This is a genomic window from Sphingopyxis sp., assembly GCF_035944815.1.
Classification (GTDB): domain Bacteria; phylum Pseudomonadota; class Alphaproteobacteria; order Sphingomonadales; family Sphingomonadaceae; genus Sphingopyxis.
Genome location: NZ_DASZAU010000002.1, coordinates 224,767 through 246,128 on the forward strand (window position 1 = coordinate 224,767; position 21,362 = coordinate 246,128).

Consider the following 21,362-nt stretch of genomic DNA (forward strand, 5'->3'; position numbering starts at 1 on the left):
AGTCCCCAAGGATATGCAGGAAGGGAGCGGGCCAGCCCGTCAGGCGTGCCCGCTCCCCGATTGGATCGCGAGCGATCAGGTCGTCGGGATGGCGCTGCAGCTGCCGCTCGACGTGCCGAAGTTGGCGGTCGTCGAGTTACAGGTCCAACCCTGGTACCAAGTGTCGTTGGCGTCGCGTACGGCGCCGACATAGGCGGTGGTGTCGAAGAAGGCGTTCAGCGTCTTCGCATCGAAAGCCGCGAAGCCGGTTTCGGTCGCGCCGTTGACGAACAGGTTGGTCAGCGACGGGACATAGTTCGAACGGTTGTTCGTGCCGGCTTCGAAGATCGTCTGGACCTGCGCGTCGGTGACGCCGCTGGTGCCGCGGAACGGCGAAGCGTTGCACTGCAGCGAGACCGAGAAGAAGCGCGGCGGACCGGCTTCGTCGAGTGCCGGATTCGCCGGGTTGACCGTCGTCGCGCTGTTGAGGCCGAGGCAGCGGAAGCCCGGCGCCACGATCAGGCCGTTGGCGAAGGTATAGTCGGCGCCGCCGCGAACGAGGATCGACACGCCGTTACCCGCCGCATTGTTGCGATGGATATAGGTGAAGTTCGAAATATTCACATTCTGGCGCGGCGTCGTGTCTTCATTGCCGTTCGAGTCGATTTCCATCATCGAGTCGCCGACCGCTCCGCCTTCGCGCTGCACGCCGATGACATATTGGATATTGCCCTTGTAACCGACGTCGGTGTCGAGGCCGTCATCTTCGGCGCCGGTGATCACCAGATGCTTGAGGTTGGGGCGGCCGCCGAAGATTTCGATGCCGTCGTCCGAGCTGTTGTGGATCTGGATATGATCGAGCTGCGTGCCCGAACCGACGCCCGACGGGGTCAGGCCCTGAAGTTCGCTGGCCGCCGACAGGATGAAGCCCGAATAGCGTATCTGGACATAGGACAGGCGGCCCGAATTGTCGGCCGGCTGCGCGCCGCCATAAAGCGCGTTCGACGTACCTTCGGTGTCGCGTTCGCAGGCGGCGGTGCCCGGCGTCGCGCCCGGAGCAAGGCAGTCGGTGATCGGCGCGCGGCCGAGCAGGACGACGCCGCCCCACAGCTGCGAGGTCTGGTCACCCGCCGAACCGACAACGTTGCCGCGGCCGGTGAAGATGATCGGCTGGGTCGGGGTGCCGACCGCATCGATGCGGTTGCCGCGGTTGACGGCAAGGAAGGACACGCCCGTCGCGCCGAAGACGGTGACTCCCGGGTCGATCGTCAGCGTGACGACATTGTTGGTGCTCGTCGCGCCCTGATCGGTGCCGACGTCGACGCGGCCGGGCAGCGAATAGATGACACCCGCGACCTTCGGGATCGCGGTGGTCGAGTTGAAGCGCGTCGGGAAGCCGCAGTTGCGCCATTCGCCGCCGGGGCCCGAAATCGTGCCGAGGTTCGAAAGCTGGTCGGCACCGGCGATCGTCGGGCAGTTGGCGGCCGGCGTAACGGTGGCCGGCGGAGTCGGGGTCGGAGTCGGCGTGGGGGTCGGAGTCGGGGTCGGCGTCGGGATGACAATGACGCCCTCGCCGGGCGAAGCGACGCCATCGGCACCGCAGGCCGCGAGAATGGAACAGGCCACGCCGCTGAGCATGACCAAACGAATGCGTGCGAAAGCCGCCATGAAAATCTCCGTTCCGGGTTTGCGCCCCGCGGACGCCCCTGATGAAAAATCACCGGCGAACGAGAAGAGAATGCCGCCTCGCCCCCGGTGACGCCGCCACTAGGGTGATTCGATGACGGTCTGACGCCAGAGCGGTGACAGTTGCATGACTCTTTTGAGTCGATTTGGTGACAAGGGCGGCGCCGCGCGGCAGCGGCCGCTGGCGCCGCAGTTCGCACCTGCAAAAATAAATCGGACCATGCTCGCTTGCATCGCCCGAAAAGCTTTGCTAGGCGCCCGCTCCTACCTGGTGCCGGACCCGATCCGGACCATCATGATGTGCGGTCGTGGCGGAACTGGTAGACGCGCAACGTTGAGGTCGTTGTGGCCGAAAGGCCGTGGAAGTTCGAGTCTTCTCGACCGCACCATCATAGCCAGATTATGGCGCTCAATTGTCGGCTTGAATGGCGGCGTTCCCGGGCGCCGATATGATGCAGAGACATGCCGTACAGACGCGCTGCGTCCCCGGACGAACTCCGCGATGTTGCACTGCAATCGACGCCTGCCGCTTCGACGAGAATGCGGCGCGTCAGCCGCTTGTATCGCGCTGCCCGTAGCGGCCGAACGCCGTGATGATCCGCGCCATTTCATCATCGCCGAGCAGCTTCGGGCCGCCGATCGCGAGCGTGCCGCAGTAAACGGCCGCCTGTTCCTCGATTTCCTCGGCAATCGCCATGGCGACGGGCAGGCTGGGTCCGAGCGCGATCAGGCCGTGGTTGGCCATCAGGCAGGCGCGGCGGCCATCGAGCGTCGCGGCGACATTACCCGCCAGCTCGTCGCTGCCGAAGGTCGCATAGGGCGCGACGGGCACGCTCGCCCCCCCGCCGACCGCGACCATATAGTGGAGCGGCGGGATTTCGCGGTGTGCGCACGCGAGGATCGTCGAATGGCGCGCGTGGCAATGGACGATCGCCTGTGCATCGGCGCGGCGCTGGTAGAGTCCCATGTGCATCCGCCATTCGCTCGAAGGCCTTGCGGCGCCCGGCGCCACGCTGCCGTCGGCCTTGACGAACACCATCGCTTCGGCGGTCAGCTGGTCGGGGGTCACCCCCGACGGTGTAACGAACATCCCCGCGCCGAAACGCACTGAGAGATTGCCCGAGGTGCCGCGGTTGAGCCCGCGCGCATCGAGCGCGCGCATCGCGTCGACCAGTTGCTGGCGGGCTTCATCCTCCGTCATCGTGCATCACCCCCTGTCGGCGTCGAATCCATGAACGCCAGCGTGCCGTCATAGCCTTCGAGCCGGCCCAATGTGCCGACGCCGAGCGCGACCTGCGCCGCGGTCGCCACCGCGAAGCGGAGCGCGGCGTCGACCTCCATGCCACGTCGCCGCCCGGCAAGAAATCCCGCGCACAGGCTGTCGCCGCAGCTCGTCGTGTCGACCGGCACGATGCGATGCGCAGCAGCGTGGACCTGCCGCCCGGGCAATACCAGCAGCGCGCCCTCGGCGCCCATCTTGATCAGACAGCCGCCCGCACCGCGCGCCATGAAATGCCGTGCCCCCGCGACCGGATCGTCAGTTCCCGCCATCGCGCGTACCTCGGCAAGGCTCGGCATGAACAGGTCGACGTGCGGCAACAGCGCGTCGAGATCGGCCTGCGCCGCCTCGCTCGGCGCGATGAGGTCACACGATGTGAAGGCGCCGCCCGCGCGCGCGTCGCGCAGCAAGCCGGCGCCCTGCCCCGCGACGCCGGGAAAGCCGACCGCACCCCAATGAACCGAGGCGGCGCGGCGGCTGGCGGCGGCGACGGCATCGGTAACCGGCGCAAAGATGCTCGCGCCCATCATGTGCCAGTTGGGCCGGTCGCCGTTCGGGCGGATCGGCAAGACCGTCGTCGAGGTAGGCCGCTCGCGGTCGGTTTCCAGCAGGCCGGTATCGACCCCCGCGGCATCGAACATCGACCGCACCAGCTGGCCCTGCGGGTCGGCGCCGACCGCCGAGGCGATGGCGACGTCGAGACCGAGCGTCCGTGCGACGAGCGCGGTCCCGCCGGCGGTTCCGGCGGGCGACAGCGCGATCGTCTCGACAAGCTGTCCGCCCTCACCCTCGGGCAGCGAGGCGACCGGATGGACGGTGATGTCGAGCGTCGTCAGCCCGATCGCGAGCAGGTCGAGCGGCTTGGTCACGGTCAGCCGTGCTCGGCCTGCGCCGCCGCGAGCATGACGAGGATCGGGTGCGGCTCGAGCGTCGCGCGGCGCGCCGCGACCGCGGCAAAGGCTGCATCGGCGGCCGCCAGCGTGGCGTCGATGTCGGCCTCGGTCATCGCCGCGCACAGGAACATATTGTGCCATGGGTGCATATAAATGCCGCGTGCCAGCATCTCTTCGGCCCAGCCGTAGCCGACGCGAAAATCGGGGTCGTCCGCGAACATGATCTGCGGCATCTGGACCGGGCCGGTCTGGCGCAGCGTAAAGCCATGCTTGTTCGCCGCCGCGTCGAGTCCGACACGCAGCCGTTCGCCGAGCGCAACTGTGTGCTCAATATAGTCGCTCTCTCGGATGATCCGGAGCGTCTCGATCGCCGCCGCCATCGGCACCGCCGACAGCCAGAAGGAGCCGGTCGCATAGATCGCGCCCGCGCCGTCGCGGCAGCGGTCCGATCCGAGCAGCGCCGAAATCGGGTGGCCGTTGGCAAAGCATTTGCCCCAAGCGGAAAGGTCGGGCTGGACGCCCAGTTCACTCCAGCTGCTGCCGCGCGCAAGGCGGAAGCCCGCGCGAACCTCGTCGACGATCAGCATCGCGCCCGTCTGGTCGCACAGTTCGCGCGCGCGTCGGGCATAGGCGGGCTCCGGCGCTTCCTGATCGATGAAGGCGTCGTGGCGGAAGGGCGAGGCGAAGATCGCGGCGAGGTCGTCGCCTGCGTCGGACACCGCCGCCTCGAGGCTCGCGACGTCATTGTAGGCATAGGTGCGGACATGCGCGCGGTCTTCGGCGACCGTGCCCGCGGGGATCGGCGTGCACCAGGGCGCGGCACCGTGATACGCACCCTTCGCCACCAACACGATGCGCTTGCCCGTCTGCGCTCGCGCGCTGCTCATCGCCATCGTCGTCGCGTCGGTGCCGTTCTTGCAGAACATCGCCCAGTCGGCATGCTCGACCATCGACACCATAGTCTCGGCGAGATCGACCATCAGCGGCGACGGCCCGGTCAGCGTGTCGCCCAGTTCCGCCTGCGCGCGCGCCGCAGCCTCGACGCGTTCGTCGCGGTAGCCGAGCAGGCTGGGACCATAGGCGCACATGAAATCGAGATAGCGGTTGCCGTCGGCATCCCAGATATAGGCGCCCTCGGCCTTGCTGAAAAATTGCGGGAAGCTGGCGGGCAGCATCCGCACCGATTCATGTCCGTACATCCCGTTCGGGATCACTTTCAGCGCGCGCGCGCGCAGCGCCGCATCCTGTACTCGGCTCATATCCATCTCGCTTGCTGATCAGAATTTCAGGACGGCCTGGAGGCCGTAGGTCGCGGGGTCGTTGTAATTGAGCTGGTCCATCGTCACGACGGGCGAGATGTAGGTGATGTAGCGCGTGCCGGTGAAATTCTTCGCCCACAGCGCGACCTCGATATCCTCGCCCGGCGACAGCCACGACAGACGGGCGTTGGCGACGCCATAGGGCTTGACGCGATTGGCCTGCAGATTGTCGGGCGTAAGGAATGTCTCCGACTGCAGGCTGCCATCGACGCGCAGGCGCACCGAACTATCGCCCGGCAGCGGCTGGGTCAGCGAAAAGCCCGCCGAGATCGCGACGTCGGGCGCATTGACCAACTTGTTGCCCGAATAATCCTCCGCCGCGAGCGCGGTGAAATCCTTGTAGCGCGCATGCAGCAGGCTGGCGTTGACGAAGGCGTTGAAGTTGCGCGACGGCTGCGCCTGCAATTCGATCTCGAGCCCGTAAAGTTCGGCGTTACCCGCGTTGAGCTTGCGCTGGACCGGCAGCACGCCCGACGTGTCGAACACGAACACCTGCAGGTCGCGATAATCATAATAGAAGGCCGCGGCGTTGAAGCGCAGCTTGCGATCGAGCAGGTCGCTCTTGAACCCCGCCTCATAGGCATAGAGCTTTTCCGAACGGAAGGGCTGGAGCTGTGCCGGATCGCTCGACGAGCCGCCCGCGAAACCGCCGCTGTTATAGCCCTTCGACGACGAGGCGTAGAAGAGCAGGTTGTCGGTCGCCTGGAACGACAGCGCCGCACGCCAAGACAGATCCTTGAAGGTCTTCGACCCGGTGAAGTCGAGCACCGGCACGGTGATCACATCGTCGAAGAAGCTGTGGAAATCGAAATCGATGCTGTCGCTCGAATAGCGCAGCCCCCCGGTCAGCGTCAGCCGGTCGGTCAGCTTGACGTCGGCCTGCGCGAATGCGGCCCAGCTTTCGGTCTTCTGCGTATAGGGATAGGCGAAATTGCCGATCGAATTGACCGGGTCGAGCGTGCCGAGCAGGTCGTCGGGATCGCGGAACACGCGCAGGATGTCGAACGCGCTTTCGGTGACCAGCTTGTCGTGGAAATAATAGCCGCCAACGATCCAGTTGACCGCATTGTCCCCCTTCGACTGAAGGCGGATTTCCTGGCTGAACTGCTTCGGCCGGTCGATATAGGTCGCGGTCAGCACATTGTTCGGGCTGGCGTCGGTATCCTCCACCGTGCTGCGACGGACCTGTTCATAGGCGCTGATCGAGGTCAGCGAGACGCCGCCCATGTCGATGCTCGCGGTCAGCGAACCACCGAACACATTGACGCGCTCCTGCCCCTCGATGTCGTAATCGCCGGCGTTAAGGTCGCCGTCGGTGTCGGCATAGCCGAGGCCGTCGAGCGGCACGCCGTCGGCGAAATTCGGGTTGCCGGCGAAGTCGACCCCCGATCCGCGGTGCTGGAACTGGCGCGCCCCGCCGCGGTTCTGCCCGCCATGGACGATCGCGCGGATCAGGATATCCGGACTCGGCGTGAAATCGACGATCGCGCGCCCCGCCCACATATCGAGATCGTTGAGCTTGTTTCCGGTCACGCGGTTGAGCAGCCAGCCATCGCGGCGGAGGTACGTGCCCGCGACGCGCGCCTTCAGCACATCGCCCGCGATCGGACCGCCGACCCCGCCCTCGACCTGAACCTCGTTATAGCGGCCGTAGGAGATGGCGGCATTGGCGCTGAATTCATCGGTCGGCTTGCGTGACGAAAAGCGGATCGCGCCCGCCGTGGTGTTGCGGCCATAAAGCGTACCTTGCGGCCCCTTCAGCACCTCGATGCCGTCGCTGTCGAAGACATTGAACAGCTTGCCCGCATTGGCGCCGAGGAAGACGTCGTCGACATAGACGCCGACCGCGCCGGTGGTGTTCGAGTTGAAGTCGCCGATGCCGACACCGCGCAGGAACAGCGAGGTCGTCGTTGCCGACGTGCCCGCTTGCGACGACAGGCCGGGGACAAGGATCGACAGGTCGCGCGGATCGCGGATACCGACCTCGGTCAGCGCATCGCCGCTGATCGCGGTGATGCTGATCGGGACGTCCTGGATATTCTGCTCGCGCCGCTGCGCGGTGACGACGATCTCGCCGATCCCGTCGTCGGCCGCCGCGGCCTGCGTCGATGCGTCCGCATCCTGCGCAAAGACCGTCGACGGTGCGAGCGCCAGCAGCGAGACCGAAAGCATTGCAAAACCGCGTGTCATCGACGTCCCCTTCTCCATATCGGAATATTTTCTGATTTTGTGAATGCGAATCCGCCAATCTGTCAAGAAAATTTCAAAACTGCGCGCCAAATTCGGAATTTTTGTTGATTTATGCGCGATTTTCCCAAAGATGGCGCTATGACAGGAGCGCGCATGACGAAGAATGAGGTGGCCCGGGCCGAGATCAGGCGCCCCGCGCAGAAGCGGAGCCGGGCGCGTTTCGAGGCGATTCTCGACGGCGCCGAACGGCTGCTCGACAGGCTGCCCCCCGCGGCGATCAGCATCCCGGCGATCGCGACCGAGGTCGGCATCTCGCCGCCGTCGATCTATCATTTCTTCCCCGAACCGCAGCTCGTGTTCAGCGCGCTCGCCGAACGCTATCTCAAGCGCTTCGAGGAAGGCGTACTGACCGAAGTGCCCGAGGGCGTCGAAAGCTGGCAGGACCTCCAGACGCTCCAGTATCGCGCCGGCCGGAAATGGTTCAACGAACATCCCGCCGCGCGGCAGGTGCTGCTCGAAGGCCCCGCCTGGTCGTCGGACATTCGTCTGCAGGATCTCGACAGCAATTTCGTCACCGCAGGCCGCAGCATCGAATTGATGACGCAGATGTTCGTGATGCCCGAGATTCCCGACCTGCACGACCGGCTGGTCGAGGTCATTGTCATCAACGATGCGATCTGGGCGCTGTCGATCCATCGCCACGGCCACATCACCGACGAGATGGAGGAACAGGCCCGTCGCGCGCGTATCGCCTATTCGCGGACCTTCCTGCCCGAATATCTGCCGCTTCGCGCAAAGGACCAGCCCGCGTGATCGCCGAGGGCTCGGTCGTCAGCGGCCGCACGCTCGCCCTTGCGATCCTGATCGGCTCCTGCGCGCTGCTCGTGCTCGGCGTGCACCCCGTTCTGCTCGGTGCGCTGGTGCAGGAAGGACGCCTTGCCGACGCACAGGTCGGCAATCTGGTGACGATCGAGATGCTTGCCATCGTTCCCGGTTCGCTTGCCGGCATCGCCTTGCTCCGCCGCGTCGGCGCGCGCGTCGTCGCGATTGCGGCAGGCCTCGCGATGGCGGCGATCAATATCGTCCTGCTGGGCCAGGCGGGCATGACGATCCTGTCGTTCGCCCGCGCCATCGCGGGATTCAGCGAGGGCGTCCTCGTCGCGGTCGCGCTGGTCGCCATATCGCGCGTGATGCGCGTCGAGCGCGCCAGCGCGATCTTCCTCGCGGTCCAGACGCTGATGCAGGCGGTCGTGGCGGCCGCCCTGCCCGCGATCACCATCGCCGGGTCGCGTGTCGACGCGGCGCTGATCGCGCTCGCGGTCGCCGGCGTGATCGCTGCGGCCGCCGCGCTGGCGCTCCCGGCCGCGCTCCGTCCGACCGAGCCCGATGGCGAACGCGGCGCTCTGACGCCCGCCAGCCTGACCGCCCTCACCTGCGCCGGCCTGTTCCTCGGCGCGATCGTGTCGGTCTGGGGCTATTTCGGCCTCTGGCTCATCCACTATGGCTATCCGCCGACCTTCGAAGGGACCGCCGTCTCGCTCTGCCTCGTGGCGCAGGTCGTCGGCGCGCTCGCCGCGGCGCGCTTTGGCGAAGGCCTGCCCAGTCGCCCGACCATCGTCGCCTGCGCAATGACCGCCGCGGCACTGGTCGGCGCCTTCTATCTCGCGCGCGGCAACGCGGCGGCGATCATCATCGTCAGCATCGCCTTCGGCTTCGTCTGGCTGTTCACCCTGCCCTTCTTTGCGGGCTGGCTTATCGAGATCGATCCCGGCCGGCGCGCCGTCCTCTATCTTACTGCGTTCCAGCTCGGCGGCGCGGCGCTGCTTCCGTCGCTCGCCGGTATCGCCGTCGGATTCTGGTCGATCGACGCCGCGCTGGCCTTTGCCGCGTCAGCTTTCATCCTCCTGACCCTCGCGGCGTGGAGCGCCGGAAGGATGAAGGCCCCGGGATGATATTTTACGGATGATGAGCGCGAGCCGCACTGCTCGCGCTCATCATCCCTAGCCAGTCGTCAAAGGCCGGCGCCGCCCAATTTATAGGTCAGCTGCATGAACACGCTGCGGCCGATGCTGTCGAACCAGCTGGTGTTGTAATAGGGGTAGCCCGACCAGGTCGGATCCTTCACCGGGTTCGTGTCGAAGACGTTCCGCACCGTCAGCGATCCGCGCATATGATCGGTGAAATCATATTGCAGCGTGGCGTTGAACAGATAGCTCGCCTTGATGAAGGCATCTTCGTCATAGTTGGGCAGCTTGCCGAGGCGCGTGCCCGAGAAAGTGAACTGCACGCCGTCGAGGGCCCAGGTCAGGCTGCCGTTCGACTTGTCGCGCGGCAGATAAAAGCCGCTGTCGGCGGCGAGCTTGTTCTCGACCGGGTCGCCCGTGTACTGGATTAACGTGTGTTTGAAGACATGGCTGTGCGCGAGCGACAGGGTGAAGTCGCCAAAGCTCGTCGGCAACGTGCCACGGAAGGCGACGTCGATCCCGCTCGTCTTTTCGCGCGCGACGTTGATCGGGTTGATCGAGATCGATTCAATCTGGTTCACGAGCGCGCCGCTGGCGAAGCGTTTGATGCGCGCGAGCGCAGCCTGACACGTCGGTGAGTTCGGATCGAGCGTGGTGTTACCGGCGCCGTCGGGGCGGCAATCGGCCTCGTCGCGGACAAGGTCGCCGGCGCGCAGGTCGTTGACCTGATTGTCGAGCGACACGCGGAAATAGTCGACCGACAGGCTGATACGCCGCGACGGTGCGAAGACGAGGCCCGCGGTCAGCGTCTTGCCGGTTTCGGCCTTGAGGTCGCGGTTGCCGCTGCGCTGCGCGACGATATCGACGTCATAATCCTCGCAATCGCTGATCCCTGCGCCCGGCGTATCCTGGCGGCAGGTATAATAGTCGATCACGCTGCTTTCGACATTGCCGGGGCCGGTGAACAGATAATGGAGGTCGGGCGCGCGGAATGCCGTGCCATAAGCGGCGCGGAACAGCAGGCTGTCCATCGGACGCACCTCGATGCCGCCATTATAGGTGAATTTATCGGCATTGCGTCCGGCATAGCCGAAGCGGTCGTAGCGGCCGGCGCCGGTCAGCGTGACGAATTCGAGCACCGGCACGCGCACTTCGCCGCCGATCGCGGCATGGCTGCGCTTGCCCGACCCGTCGCTGTCCTTCCAGCTGTAATAATAGTCGGTGAGCGCCAGCGGATCGGGGCGGAGATTATAACCCTGCTTGCCATATTCGGCGACGAGCGCGACGCCGACCGCGCCGGCGGGCAGCTGGAACAATTCGCCGTTGGTCAGCGTCACCTGCGCGTTGCTGGTCCAGCTGTACGGCCGATAGACGGTGTCGGCCGAGATGCTGTCATATTCGGCAGGGGTCAGCTGGCGATAAAGGTTCGCCGGGTTGGCGTTGAACGAGGGATAATCGTCGTCGCCGACGCCGTTCTGCGCGCCGAGGAAAAAATCCTTGGCCTTCTGGTTGATGATCTGCGGCCAGCGGACGATCGACTGGTAACGGCTGTAGTTGAACGAGGCCTCATAGTCCCAGCTCTTGCCAAGGCGGCCGCGAATGCCGGGCGTGATGCTGTACGTCGTCTGCTTGGCTCGCTGCATTTCGAACCCGCCGGTTTCCTCCGGCGTGAACTGGCGGCCCCAATCCTCGATCTGCCCCGTGAAGCTGTTGTAGAAATAATTGTCCGAGCTGCTCGACGTTTGTTCGAAGGCCCAGCTCGTCACGTCGTACATCAGCCGGACCTTGCTGATCCCGAACTGCGCGTCGACGAACAGCTTGGCATTGTCCGACAATTCGTAGGATGCCGACGCAAAGCTGTTGAAGCCCTTGCGGCCCGAGACGATCGTGCCGTAGCCGATCGATTCCTTGCTGCCGCAGAAATCGCCGTAACGCGGACGATTATAAAGCGCGACCGAACCGAAATTGAGGTTCGACAGCCGCTCGCACGTCCCGTCGTCGGGGGTGATATAATCGTCATTATAGTCGGCGCGATAGAATGTGCGGCGCGCGATCGCGGTCGAAGGGACAGGGCTGTCGTCGGTGCTGTCCTGGATCTTGCGCTGGAAACCCCAGAGCGGCCGCTGGTCGAGATATTCGACACCGCCGACGATGTTGAAGCGATCCGACGACCAGCCGCCGGTCGCGGTGAAGCGATGCGACAGGCCGCCGCCATGCTGGGTGCGACCGTGGCGATAATCGAGCGTGATGCCGTCGAGCTTTTCCTTCATCTTGAAATTGACGACGCCGGCGATCGCGTCCGAACCATAGATGGCCGACGCCGCGCCGCTCAGGATTTCGACCTTGTCGATCAGGCTGACGGGGATGTTCGAAATGTCGGTGAAATTGCTGCGCCCGATATAGGGCAGCGGAAAGTCGGCGATGCGGCGGCCATTGACCAGCACGAGCGTGTGGTTGGGACCAAGCCCGCGCAGGTCGACCTGCTGCGCGCCGGGGGTGAAGTCGGCGCTGCTGCCCGACTGCGGGCTTTGCGTTTCGCCGCTGTTCTGCGTCATCGCGGCGAGCAGTTCGGGAACGCTCGTATAGCCGTTGGCGCGGATCGCGTCGGAGTCGATCGTCGTGACCGGCGACGGACCCTGATCCTTGATCGTCGGGATGCGCGAGCCGGTGACGATGATCTCCTCTTCACCGCCGTCCTGCGCCATCGCCGGCGATGCCAAGGCGGGCACGCAGGCACTGATCGTCAGAAAAACCCGAAACGACCGCTTCCCGAAATTCACCATCTTCTAGCCCCTGTTTTGATCCGGGCGCGAATCAAACCCCGCGTGTCCGGCCCTCGCTGTTTCGTATACTCGACCAGAAACCGTCGATAATTTCAATCACTATGACATAATGGGAAATCATATTGTCTTTTCCCGTGGTCATTATGTAACATCCGGCCTTTGCGGGATGGACGAAGGGACGCGGGATGTTGCGATTGATCGTACGGGGGTTTTGGCTGTTGATCGCGGTGGCCGGGCTTTCGCTCGCACCCGCGGCGGCAAAAGAGGCCAGGGAAAAGCCGTACGAACATTATGTCTTCGGCAAATTGAACACGCCGACGCCGGGGCCGGTGTCGGGCGGGCTGCTGCTGATGGGCGGCGGCGACCGCAATATCGATGCGATGAAATGGTTTTTCGGCAAAGCCGGAAACGGCCATATCGTCGTGATCAGCGCATCCTATGGCAAGGAAATCGGCCAGGAATTCTTCCACGACATCGGCGGCATCCAGTCGACCGAAATCTTCGTCTTCCACGCCCGGTCGCAGGCGACGAACAGGAAAATCCTCGACCGGCTGAAAAAGGCCGACGGCATCTTCATCGCGGGCGGCGATCAGGCGCGTTATGTCCGCTACTGGCGCGGCACCCCGGTCGGCGACATCCTCAACGCACATGTCGCGGCAGGCAAGCCGCTCGCGGGAACCAGCGCCGGCCTCGCGATCCAGGGCGAGAAGCTGTACGGCGCGATGGACGACGGCAGCATCCGCAGCCCGGAGGCACTCGCCGATCCGTTCGGCCCCGCCAACACGATCGAAGGCGACTTCCTGCACTTCGCGCTATTGAAGGGCATCGTCACCGACACGCATTTCAAGGAGCGCGAACGGCTCGGCCGCCTCTTCGCCTTCGTCGCCAAGGCGCAGGCCGGCCGTCCCGCCGACGCGCCCGCGATGCTCGGCCTCGGCGTCGACGAAAGTGCCGCGCTCGCGGTCGAGCCCGACGGCCGCGCCCGCATCTATGCCACCGAACCCGACGGCTATGCGTGGGTGGTCGACGGCACGGGCCTTCGGGACCTGTCGCAGCGTGGCCCCCTCGATGCGCCACGCGTCAAGGTAACCGGCGTCGGTCCGGGGTCGGTGCTCCACCTACCTTCGGGCCGTGTCGATGCACCGGTGTTCGTGCGCAATTATGCGGTGCGCGCGGGCGAGATTGCCGAAGTCCCGCGCTGGTCGCTCGCGATCCACGGCGGCGCGGGCGTGATCGAACGCGGCACGCTCTCGCCCGAAAAGGAAAAGGCGTATCGCGCCGGGCTCGACGAAGCGCTGCGAACGGGCAGCGCGGTGCTCGACAAGGGCGGTGCGGCGCTCGATGCCGTCGCGGCGGCGGTGCGTGTGCTCGAGGACAATCCGCTGTTCAACGCCGGGCGCGGCGCGGTCTTCACGGCGGAGGGCAAGAATGAGCTCGACGCCGCGATCATGGATGGCAAGACGCTGAAAGCCGGCGCAGTCGCGGGCGTGACGCGCACGCGCCACCCGATCGACCTCGCGCGCGCGGTGATGGACAAGAGCCCGCATGTCATGCTGGCACGCGACGGCGCCGATCGCTTTTCGGTCGAGCGCGGGCTCGAACAGGTCGACCCCAGTTGGTTCCGCACCGAAGAGCGCTGGCAGCAATTGCTCCGCTGGCGCGAAAAACAGGTATCGGCGATCGATCCGACGCATCTGTTCGGCACCGTCGGCGCCGTCGCGCTCGACGCCGATGGCAACCTTGCCGCCGCAACCTCGACCGGCGGGATGACGGGAAAGCGCTGGGGACGCATCGGCGATTCGCCGATCATCGGCGCGGGGACCTACGCCAAGAACGGCCAATGCGCGGTGTCGGCGACGGGATCGGGCGAATATTTCATCCGCGAGAGTGCGGCGCGGCAGGTCTGCGACCGCGCCGCATGGAAGGGCGAGAGCCTGAAGGACGCCGCACAGGGCACGATCATGGCGGTCGGCGCGATCGGCGGCGACGGCGGGCTGATCGCGATGGGCCCCGACGGGCGCCCCGCCTTTGCCATCAACGACCTCGGCATGTATCGTGGGCAGATGAGCGCCGGGGGGACTCCACAGGTGGCGATCTTCGCCGACGAGAAGTTGGCCGATTGATGCCGCAATCGAACGTCAATCTCGACGAGATCGACGAACGCCTGCTCACCCTGCTGCGCGACGACGCGCGGCAGACGATCGCCCAGCTTGCCAAGGAACTCGGCCTGTCGCGCGGCACCGTCTATTCGCGGCTCGCGCGGCTGGAGGAGGAAAAGGTCGTCGCGGGCTACACGGTGCGGCTCGGCCACGCCTTCGCCGCGAGCCGCGTGCGCGCGCATATGATGATCAAGACGCTGCCGCGCTTCCACCGCGAGGTCGAGCAGGCGCTGGCGGCGCTGTCGCTGGTGCAGGCGATCCACGCGATCAGCGGCGAATATGACATCATCGCGATGCTCGAGGCCGAGGACGGCGTCCAGCTCAACGAACTGATCGACGAAATCGGCCTGCTCGACGGCGTCGAACGAACGACTACGTCGGTGATCCTCGCGACCAAGGTCGAACGCTAGGCCCTGCCGGTCAGGAAGCGAGCGCGATCCGGCGGCGCAGCAGGAACAGCCCGCCCGCAAGCACCGCGGTCGGCACCAGCATCAGGGTGAAGGCGGTGCGGCCGTCGAGATGCGCGAAGATCGCCCCGGTGATGATCGATCCCGTCGTCCCGCCGAGCGCCGAAAAGACGACGACGAGGCCCATCAGCGGCGGGTGCTGCCGATGAGGCATCGCGCTCAGCATCACCGAGATGATCGTCGGATAGACGGGCGCGAGGACGATCCCGATCAGCGGGAACAGGAAAGCGGCGACGGGCGCGTCGCCCCAGCCGTGGATCGCCCGCGGCGACAGCCCGTCGGCCAGCGGCAGCACGAGGATGATGAGCGCCGCGAGGATCGCGAGGCAGGTGTTGAGCACCGGATACCAGTCGAAGCGCGCCATCACCGCTCCGGCGCCGAACCGGCCGATCGCGAGGCACGCGGCGAACAGGCTCGCCGCCTGCACGCTCATTTGTGCGGGAAGGTGCAGCACCTCGTTGTTAAAGGTCGGCAACCAGGTCTGGATGCCCTGCTCGATCAGTACGAACAGGAAGGCGCAGGCGACGAAGACGAGCACGAGCGGCAGCGCGGCGAGACGCAGCATCGCCAGAAAGGCGGGGCCTTCGGCCGCCGCGGCCGCGTCGCCTTCGTGCGTGCGCGCTTCGTCGACGGGTGCCGACAGCAGCAGCGCGAGCGCCAGCGCGGTCACGGCGGCGAGCACCCAATAGGCATTCAGCCAGCGCAGGCCCGCCGGGTCGATGAACGCGCTGAACACCCAATAGGAGGAGAGCACGCCGAGCATGAACATGCCCTCGATCAGGCTGGTCAGGCTGGCGTGCCGGCGCGCATCGGCGGTGACGAGCCCGATCATCGAATAGACGACCACCTTGGCGACCGCGAACGCCGCGCCGACCATCGCGAAATGCAGCTGCGCCGCGCCGAAGCTGCCGATGAGCGGCATGACGAGACAGGCAAGCACCGCGAGCGCGAGCGCGGCGAAGAGCGAATTGCGCAGGCCAAGGCGCGGCAAATAGCTCGCGGTCGCGAAGGAGACGATCGCGATCGTGATATCCTTGAAACCCTCGAGCGTGCTTGCCTCGGGCTTGGTCACGCCGAAACTGGAGATCGACTGGAGGATCACCGTGCCGACGCTGTTGAGCAGCATCGCAAAGGCGACATAGGTCAGGATCAGCGCGGCGATCAGTCGGGTGCGGGCCATCGGCTGTCCTTAGAAAAAGAAGAGGTGGCCGCGAAGAGGCCGCGGCCACCCAAGGGAGGGATGATCCCCTAAAATTTATACGCCGCGCTGAAACGGAACGAGCGGCCGAGGATCGGGCGCGCGTTGACGACCTCGCCCCCGGTCTGCCCCAGCGTGCGCGGATCGCCTTCGGTCAGCCCGACCTTGTCGGTCAAATTGTCGGCGGTCACCGCAAAGCTCAGCGCCTTGTTGACGTCGACCGTCACACCCGCGTCGATCTTGAAATAATGCGGCAGCGACTGCGTGTTCGTGGTGTCGGAGAAACGGTCGCCGACATAGGAGAAGGTCGAATAGAGCGAGACCTTGCTGTCGTCGCCGAATTCGATGTCGTACGACGGGGTCACGCGCCACTGCCATTTCGGCTGGCGTTGCACGCGGTTGCCGCTGAGGTCGATCGTCCCGCCGCCCGCGAAGAAATCGCGGTATTTCGCGTCGAGCCAGGTGCCCGAGAAGGCGATCGCGAAATTGTCGACCGGGCGGATCTGGCCTTCGAGTTCGATCCCCGTGCTGCGCGCGCCGCCGATGTCGGCAACCGGCGCGCCGTTCTGGATCACCGTCGTCACCAGCCCCTTGAACTTCGTGTGGAACAGGGTGGCATAGAGCGAGACGAGATCGGTGCGGACCTTCACCCCGCCCTCGAAATTGTCGACGCGCGGCGACACGAAAATCCCGTCGCGCAGATTGTCGAAGAAGGGATTGGTGTTGCCGCGATTGTAGCGGACATAGGCGCCCACCGACGACGAAATGTCGTAGTTGAGCCCCGCGGTCCACGACCAGGCGCCCTTCTTGTACGCGATGTTGCGGAAGGTACCGTTGAGCACCGCGGTACCATTGTCGTAAAGCGTATCCGGATTGCCGTCGATATCGACCGAGCTGTTGTTCTCGATCGTCCCCGTCGCCTTGTAATTCTGGTAGCGGATGCCCGCGTCGAAGCGCAGTTCGGGCGTGATCTGATACTCGTCGACTGCATAAAAGGCATATTCGCGGCCGTCATAGGCAGCGTTGACGTTGAAAAACGACCCCTGCGTATAACCGTTGTTCGTCGCGACCTGGCCGTTGGCGAGCGTCAGGTTGAGCAGGCGGCCGTGGTTTTCGGCGGTCAGCAGGTGGATGTTGCCGAGATTCCACTGATCGTTCGACGAGAAGTCCGAATAATAGGCGCCGACGGTGAACTTGTTGTTGCCGCTTTCCCATTCGACCGCGAGGTCGTTGGTGAAATCCTCGATCTGCTTGCGCACGATCCACGTACCCGCACGGATCACCTGCGTGGTGCCGGCCACCGCCTGCCCGCCGTTGACATAGGTCAGGCTGCCGATCGTGCTGCCGAGCGAGGCGGCATAGGCGTTCGCGGTCATCGCGGTGCTGGCGGGGACGAGCCCCGTCGTGTCGGCGTCGCCATTGAGATAGCTCGCGCGATAGCGCAGCTGGAAGCCCTCGCCGATCTCGTAGTCGAAATTGGTGCCGAAGTTGACGAGCTTCGCGCCGCGGCCGTCGGCAAGGTCAGTGCGCGTGCCGTCGGGCAGCACGGCGAGCCGCGTTTCGGGGCCCGCGAGCACGCCGGTGCCGGGGTCGATATTGCCGAACTGGCGCACCTTGTCGCCGTCGCGGATCACCGGGATCGGCAGCAGCCACTGGCCGCGATCGCTCAAGTAGCGCGCAAAGATGAGGATCGAGCCCTTGTCGAGATCGTGGCGGATGTTGGCGGTGATCTGGCCGCCCTTTTCGGCGGTGAAGCCGGGGCTGCGAATACCCTCGCCGCTCGAATAATAGCCGCCGACCATGAAGCTGGTATTCTCACCGAGCGGCCCCGAAAGCAGCATGTCGCCGCGCAGGTCGCCATAGTCGGTGATGCTCGCCTTCACGAGGCCTTCGAAATCGCGCCCGCCTTCCTTCTGGACGAAGTTGACCGTGAGGCCGGGCTGGCCGTTGCCGAACAGCGCGCCGGTGCCGCCGCGGACCGCTTCGACGCGCTCGATCGTCTCATCGATGCGGATCAGCTGGGTGTTTTCGAGGAAGGACAGCGTCGGCGGCGAGAAGAAGGGAACGCCCTGCACCGTCAGCGTGACGAATTCGGCGTCGCCGCCCGACGGATAGCCGCGAACGAAGATGTTCGCGCCATTCTGGCCGCCCGAGCTTTCGGCCGACACACCGGGGATGACCTTGAACAGGTCGGCGGTGCTGTTCGGCGCGGCGCGCTCGATCGCGTCCGAATTGATGCTGGTGATCGCGAAGGCCGCGTCCTGCCGGTTGATGCCGCCGCCGGCGGTGCCGGTGACGACGATCTCGTCATTGGCCGCCGCCGCGTCGTCGGGCTGAGGCGCTTCCTGGGCGTGAGCGGTCATCGGCATCGCAAAGAGCGCGATCGACGACAGCAGATAAGTCCGCTTCAACATGAGATTTCCTCCACTTTTCCTGGTCTGGTTGAAAGACGTCCACGCGCCGCCGCTTCCCGTTCTGACGACAGGATCCGGCCGACCGAAAGATCGCCGATGGCGGGGATGTGCAGGTCGGCCTCGGGCAGCGCCTCTTCTGACCCGATGCCGATAGCCACCATGCCCGCCGCATGGATGGCCGAAACTCCGGCCCGTGCATCTTCGACACCGATGCACCGGTCCGGGGACACGCCCATGCCGGCGGCACAGGCGAGAAAAATGTCGGGCGCGGGCTTCGCATGCGCGACCGCGCCCGCGTCGGCGACGAAGTCGAACTCGCCTGCGATGCCGAGCAGGCGCACGACGTCGGGCGCATTCCGGCTCGCCGACGCAAGGCCGATTTTCAGGCCCGCGGCGCGGCAGGCGACGAACAGTTCGCGCACCCCCGGGAACAGGTTCGCCGGCGAATAGGCCGCCAGCCGCGCGCGATAGAGGTCGTTCTTTTCGGCAAGCATCGCATCGAAGCGGTCGGGATCGACCGACGCGCCGGCATGATCGAGGATCAGGCGCAGCGAGCCTGCGCGATCGACGCCCTTCAGCCGGTGATTGGTTTCGCGGTCGAACGCGAGCCCGTGCCGGTCGGCCAACATCTGCCACGCCTGATAATGATCCTCGGCGGTGTCGGTCAGCACGCCGTCGAGGTCGAAGATCACGCCCTTCAGGTCCGGCCGGGGCATGAAAACCGGATCGGCGCCGACCCGCAGCGGGCGGCCATGGTCGGCGACTTCGACGGGATCGCCCGAAAGCAGCCGATAGGTGCAGCCGGCCCGGTCGACACCGAGTTCGATCACGCTGCCGCGCCAGCAGAGGCGAAAGGAATAGCCCGTCCATTCGGCGGGAATCACGGGTCGGAACGACGGAGCCCCACCATCGAGCACCAGCCCGCCCCAGCCCTGCGCCAGCACGAGCCAGCTCCCCGCGAGCGCCGCCATATGGAGCCCGTGCGACGTGTTGCCGTGGCGATCCTCGAGATCGACGAACGCGCATTCGCGGTAGAAATCGAGCGCCTTGCCCGCCTGCCCGAGCCGCGCCGCCATCGTCGCGAAAGCGACCGACGACAGCGTCGAATCATGCGCGGTTACCTGCTCATAATAAGCGAAATTTCGTTCTTTCAGCGACAGCGGCATCGAAACAAGGTCCATCGCCATCGTCTGGACGACATTGCCCTGCTTGCTGACCTGGTGCCGGAACAGGATCATCGGGTGGAGCCCCAGCAGCAGGGGACCGCGCTCGGCGAGGGGCTTCAGTTCGGGAAGCTGCGGGCGGCCCAGAAAGGCATCGTCCTGCGGATTGACCGCCGCGAGCGCGTCGACGGGCAGCCACATCGTATCGGCCGCCGCACGCCATTCGGCGACTTCTGCCGCATCGAGGCCGATCGCCGCCGCCAGCATCGCATAGTCGGCGGGCGCCTCGCCGCGGAGCCAGTCGGCGGTCTCGGCAGCATAGGCGAGATGGTGCCGCGCGATCGCATTGGTGTAGAAATCATTGTCGACCAGCGCCGAATATTCGTCGGGGCCCGTCACGCCATAGATGCAGAAAGCGCCGCCGCGCCGCGCATCGAACGCGCCGATTTCCAGCCACATGCGCGCGGTTTCGAACAGCATCTCGGCGCATTGGGCGCGAAACGCATCGTCGCCCGTTGCGTTGACATACAGCTGCACGCCGTGCGCGATGTCGCCGTTGATATGATATTGCGCCGACCCCGTCGGATAGTGCGACGAACATTCGGCCCCCGCGATGGTGCGCCAAGGATAGAGCGCGCCGCGCCGGTGGCCAAGCGCCGCCGCATGCGCGCGCGCCCGATCGAGCTTCGCGGCGCGATAGGCGAGCAGGTTCCGTGCCCTGTCGGGCGCCTGCAACGCGAGGACGGGCAGCATGAAGGCCTCGGCGTCCCAGAAATAATGGCCTTCATAGCCCTCGCCCGACAGCCCCTTTGCGGCGATGCTGTGCGACGACGTGCGGCTGGCCGACTGGTGGAGCTGGAACAGGTTGAAACGCAGCGCCTGCGTCAGCGCGTCGTCGCCGTCGATCGCGAACGCGGCACGATCCCAGAGGCGCCCCACCGCCGCGCGTTGCGCTTCAGCAATCGCATCGAAGGATGGCGTCGGCTGGTCGGAAACCGCCGGTCCACCGCGCGCGCAGGCTAGCGCCACGACCCGGTCGATCACGAGCGCCTCGCCCGCGTTCAGATGGCGACGAACGCTGTGCCCGGCCTGCACGACCGAAACCTCCGCGTCGGGGCTGGCGACATGCTGGCGATAGGCGAGTTCGACGACATCCTGCCCGAACCGCGTGATGTCGGGCGTGTCCCCGGCTTCGGCCGGAAGCACGGTCCAGTCCGATTGCAAACGCCCCGAAATGCGCGGATCGTCTGCCTCGTCCTCTCCGACCGCGACTTCGGTGCCATAGGTGAGCAAGGCCTCGATGCCCGCCGCAAAATTGACCGGGACTATCGATATCCGCGACGTAACGCAGGCGCCGCCGTCGAGCGGGACGATACGCAGCGAGCGGATGTCGAGCAGCCGGCCATCGACCAGTTGCCAGCGCGTCCGCCGCAGCAATTGCCCGCTCTGCAGGTCGAGCTCAACGCGGTTTTCGACCGGCACGCAGGCGGCAAAGTCGACGGGCGCGCCGTCGACATGCAGCCGCAGCAACATCGGGCTCGGGCATTTGATGCGCGTATCGGTCGCGGTTGCATAACCGGGAAAGCTCTCGTGATAGACGATCGGCCGGCTGACGTACGCATCGGGGAGATAGCAAGCGGGCGCATCGGCGCGTTCGTCGGCGACGCCCTCGACGCCGACCAGTCCGTTGGCGAGCGCGAACAGCGCATGCGCCTGATCGCCGGCCGCATCTGCGCCGTCGCGAGCAAGCCGCATCGCTGCCGAAGCCGTTTCGGAAATTGCCACCGTCATCCTCGCCTGTCGACGCACTTCACTCACCGCGCGTTCTCGACGCCGGTTTCCCGCAAAATGGTATCGATGTCAAGGTA

General features: G+C 65.6%; 13 protein-coding genes and 1 tRNA gene. 5 read left to right on the plus strand and 9 right to left on the minus strand.

Annotated features, from left to right (window positions below):
• Positions 1-75 precede the first annotated feature (75 nt).
• Entirely contained in the window at positions 76-1,647 is a 1,572-nt protein-coding gene (locus VGU00_RS02045) for a hypothetical protein (RefSeq protein ID WP_327464977.1), read from the minus strand.
• A gap of 320 nt (positions 1,648-1,967) precedes the next feature.
• Between VGU00_RS02045 and VGU00_RS02050 the strand changes: the two genes are divergently transcribed.
• Positions 1,968-2,054: transfer RNA gene (locus VGU00_RS02050), tRNA-Leu, on the plus strand.
• A gap of 161 nt (positions 2,055-2,215) precedes the next feature.
• Here VGU00_RS02050 and VGU00_RS02055 read toward each other — a convergent pair.
• The 4 genes from VGU00_RS02055 to VGU00_RS02070 are packed head-to-tail and all read right to left on the minus strand — an operon-like array spanning position 2,216 to position 7,346.
• The gene (locus VGU00_RS02055) at positions 2,216-2,866 is read right to left on the minus strand and encodes a class II aldolase/adducin family protein (protein WP_327464979.1); all 651 of its coding nucleotides are present in this window, start codon (positions 2,864-2,866) and stop codon (positions 2,216-2,218) included.
• Positions 2,863-3,813 (minus strand): carbohydrate kinase family protein, encoded by a 951-nt coding sequence (locus VGU00_RS02060; RefSeq protein ID WP_327464981.1) that lies wholly within the window; start codon positions 3,811-3,813, stop codon positions 2,863-2,865. Before VGU00_RS02060 ends, VGU00_RS02055 begins: the two co-directional genes overlap by 4 nt.
• 2 nt (positions 3,814-3,815) lie before the next feature.
• Complete coding sequence (locus VGU00_RS02065) at positions 3,816-5,096, minus strand: aminotransferase class III-fold pyridoxal phosphate-dependent enzyme (RefSeq protein WP_327464983.1); 1,281 nt, start codon at positions 5,094-5,096, stop codon at positions 3,816-3,818.
• 18 nt (positions 5,097-5,114) lie between these two features.
• A complete protein-coding gene (locus VGU00_RS02070) occupies positions 5,115-7,346 on the minus strand; it encodes a TonB-dependent receptor (RefSeq protein ID WP_327464985.1) in 2,232 nt (743 codons plus the stop codon).
• A 153-nt stretch (positions 7,347-7,499) separates the two neighbouring features.
• On the opposite strand from VGU00_RS02070, the gene VGU00_RS02075 reads away from it, so the two are divergent.
• Together VGU00_RS02075 and VGU00_RS02080 are read left to right on the plus strand one after the other, a co-directional pair.
• On the plus strand, positions 7,500-8,159 hold the full coding sequence (locus VGU00_RS02075) for a TetR/AcrR family transcriptional regulator (protein WP_327464987.1): 660 nt from the start codon (positions 7,500-7,502) through the stop codon (positions 8,157-8,159).
• On the plus strand, positions 8,156-9,298 hold the full coding sequence (locus VGU00_RS02080; protein ID WP_327464989.1) for an MFS transporter: 1,143 nt from the start codon (positions 8,156-8,158) through the stop codon (positions 9,296-9,298). The genes VGU00_RS02075 and VGU00_RS02080 overlap by 4 nt, the downstream gene beginning before the upstream one ends.
• Before the next feature lie 59 nt (positions 9,299-9,357).
• On the opposite strand, the gene VGU00_RS02085 is transcribed toward VGU00_RS02080, so the two are convergent.
• On the minus strand, positions 9,358-12,093 hold the full coding sequence (locus VGU00_RS02085) for a TonB-dependent receptor plug domain-containing protein (protein WP_327464991.1): 2,736 nt from the start codon (positions 12,091-12,093) through the stop codon (positions 9,358-9,360).
• A gap of 185 nt (positions 12,094-12,278) precedes the next feature.
• On the opposite strand from VGU00_RS02085, the gene VGU00_RS02090 reads away from it, so the two are divergent.
• Positions 12,279-14,216, plus strand: coding sequence for an isoaspartyl peptidase/L-asparaginase (locus VGU00_RS02090; RefSeq protein ID WP_327464993.1), 1,938 nt, complete (start codon positions 12,279-12,281; stop codon positions 14,214-14,216).
• Complete coding sequence (locus VGU00_RS02095; RefSeq protein WP_327464995.1) at positions 14,216-14,662, plus strand: Lrp/AsnC family transcriptional regulator; 447 nt, start codon at positions 14,216-14,218, stop codon at positions 14,660-14,662. The genes VGU00_RS02090 and VGU00_RS02095 overlap by 1 nt, the downstream gene beginning before the upstream one ends.
• A gap of 10 nt (positions 14,663-14,672) precedes the next feature.
• Here VGU00_RS02095 and VGU00_RS02100 read toward each other — a convergent pair whose 3' ends face one another.
• The 3 genes from VGU00_RS02100 to pgmB form a co-directional block, all read right to left on the minus strand.
• A complete protein-coding gene (locus VGU00_RS02100) occupies positions 14,673-15,899 on the minus strand; it encodes an MFS transporter (RefSeq protein WP_327464997.1) in 1,227 nt (408 codons plus the stop codon).
• 68 nt (positions 15,900-15,967) lie between these two features.
• Positions 15,968-18,331, minus strand: coding sequence for a TonB-dependent siderophore receptor (locus VGU00_RS02105; protein WP_327464999.1), 2,364 nt, complete (start codon positions 18,329-18,331; stop codon positions 15,968-15,970).
• On the minus strand, positions 18,325-21,285 hold the full coding sequence (gene pgmB, locus VGU00_RS02110; RefSeq protein ID WP_327465002.1) for a beta-phosphoglucomutase: 2,961 nt from the start codon (positions 21,283-21,285) through the stop codon (positions 18,325-18,327). Before pgmB ends, VGU00_RS02105 begins: the two co-directional genes overlap by 7 nt.
• Between the last annotated feature and the right edge of the window lie 77 nt (positions 21,286-21,362).

Coding starts and splice junctions, on each gene's coding strand:
- VGU00_RS02065 (WP_327464983.1), bottom strand. CDS start 5,096: ATGAGCCGAGTACAGGATGCGGCGCTGCGCGCGCGCGCGCTGAAAGTG.
- pgmB (WP_327465002.1), bottom strand. CDS start 21,285: ATGACGGTGGCAATTTCCGAAACGGCTTCGGCAGCGATGCGGCTTGCT.
- VGU00_RS02105 (WP_327464999.1), bottom strand. CDS start 18,331: ATGTTGAAGCGGACTTATCTGCTGTCGTCGATCGCGCTCTTTGCGATG.
- VGU00_RS02085 (WP_327464991.1), bottom strand. CDS start 12,093: ATGGTGAATTTCGGGAAGCGGTCGTTTCGGGTTTTTCTGACGATCAGT.
- VGU00_RS02075 (WP_327464987.1), top strand. CDS start 7,500: ATGACGAAGAATGAGGTGGCCCGGGCCGAGATCAGGCGCCCCGCGCAG.
- VGU00_RS02055 (WP_327464979.1), bottom strand. CDS start 2,866: ATGACGGAGGATGAAGCCCGCCAGCAACTGGTCGACGCGATGCGCGCG.
- VGU00_RS02045 (WP_327464977.1), bottom strand. CDS start 1,647: ATGGCGGCTTTCGCACGCATTCGTTTGGTCATGCTCAGCGGCGTGGCC.
- VGU00_RS02070 (WP_327464985.1), bottom strand. CDS start 7,346: ATGACACGCGGTTTTGCAATGCTTTCGGTCTCGCTGCTGGCGCTCGCA.
- VGU00_RS02100 (WP_327464997.1), bottom strand. CDS start 15,899: ATGGCCCGCACCCGACTGATCGCCGCGCTGATCCTGACCTATGTCGCC.
- VGU00_RS02095 (WP_327464995.1), top strand. CDS start 14,216: ATGCCGCAATCGAACGTCAATCTCGACGAGATCGACGAACGCCTGCTC.
- VGU00_RS02090 (WP_327464993.1), top strand. CDS start 12,279: ATGTTGCGATTGATCGTACGGGGGTTTTGGCTGTTGATCGCGGTGGCC.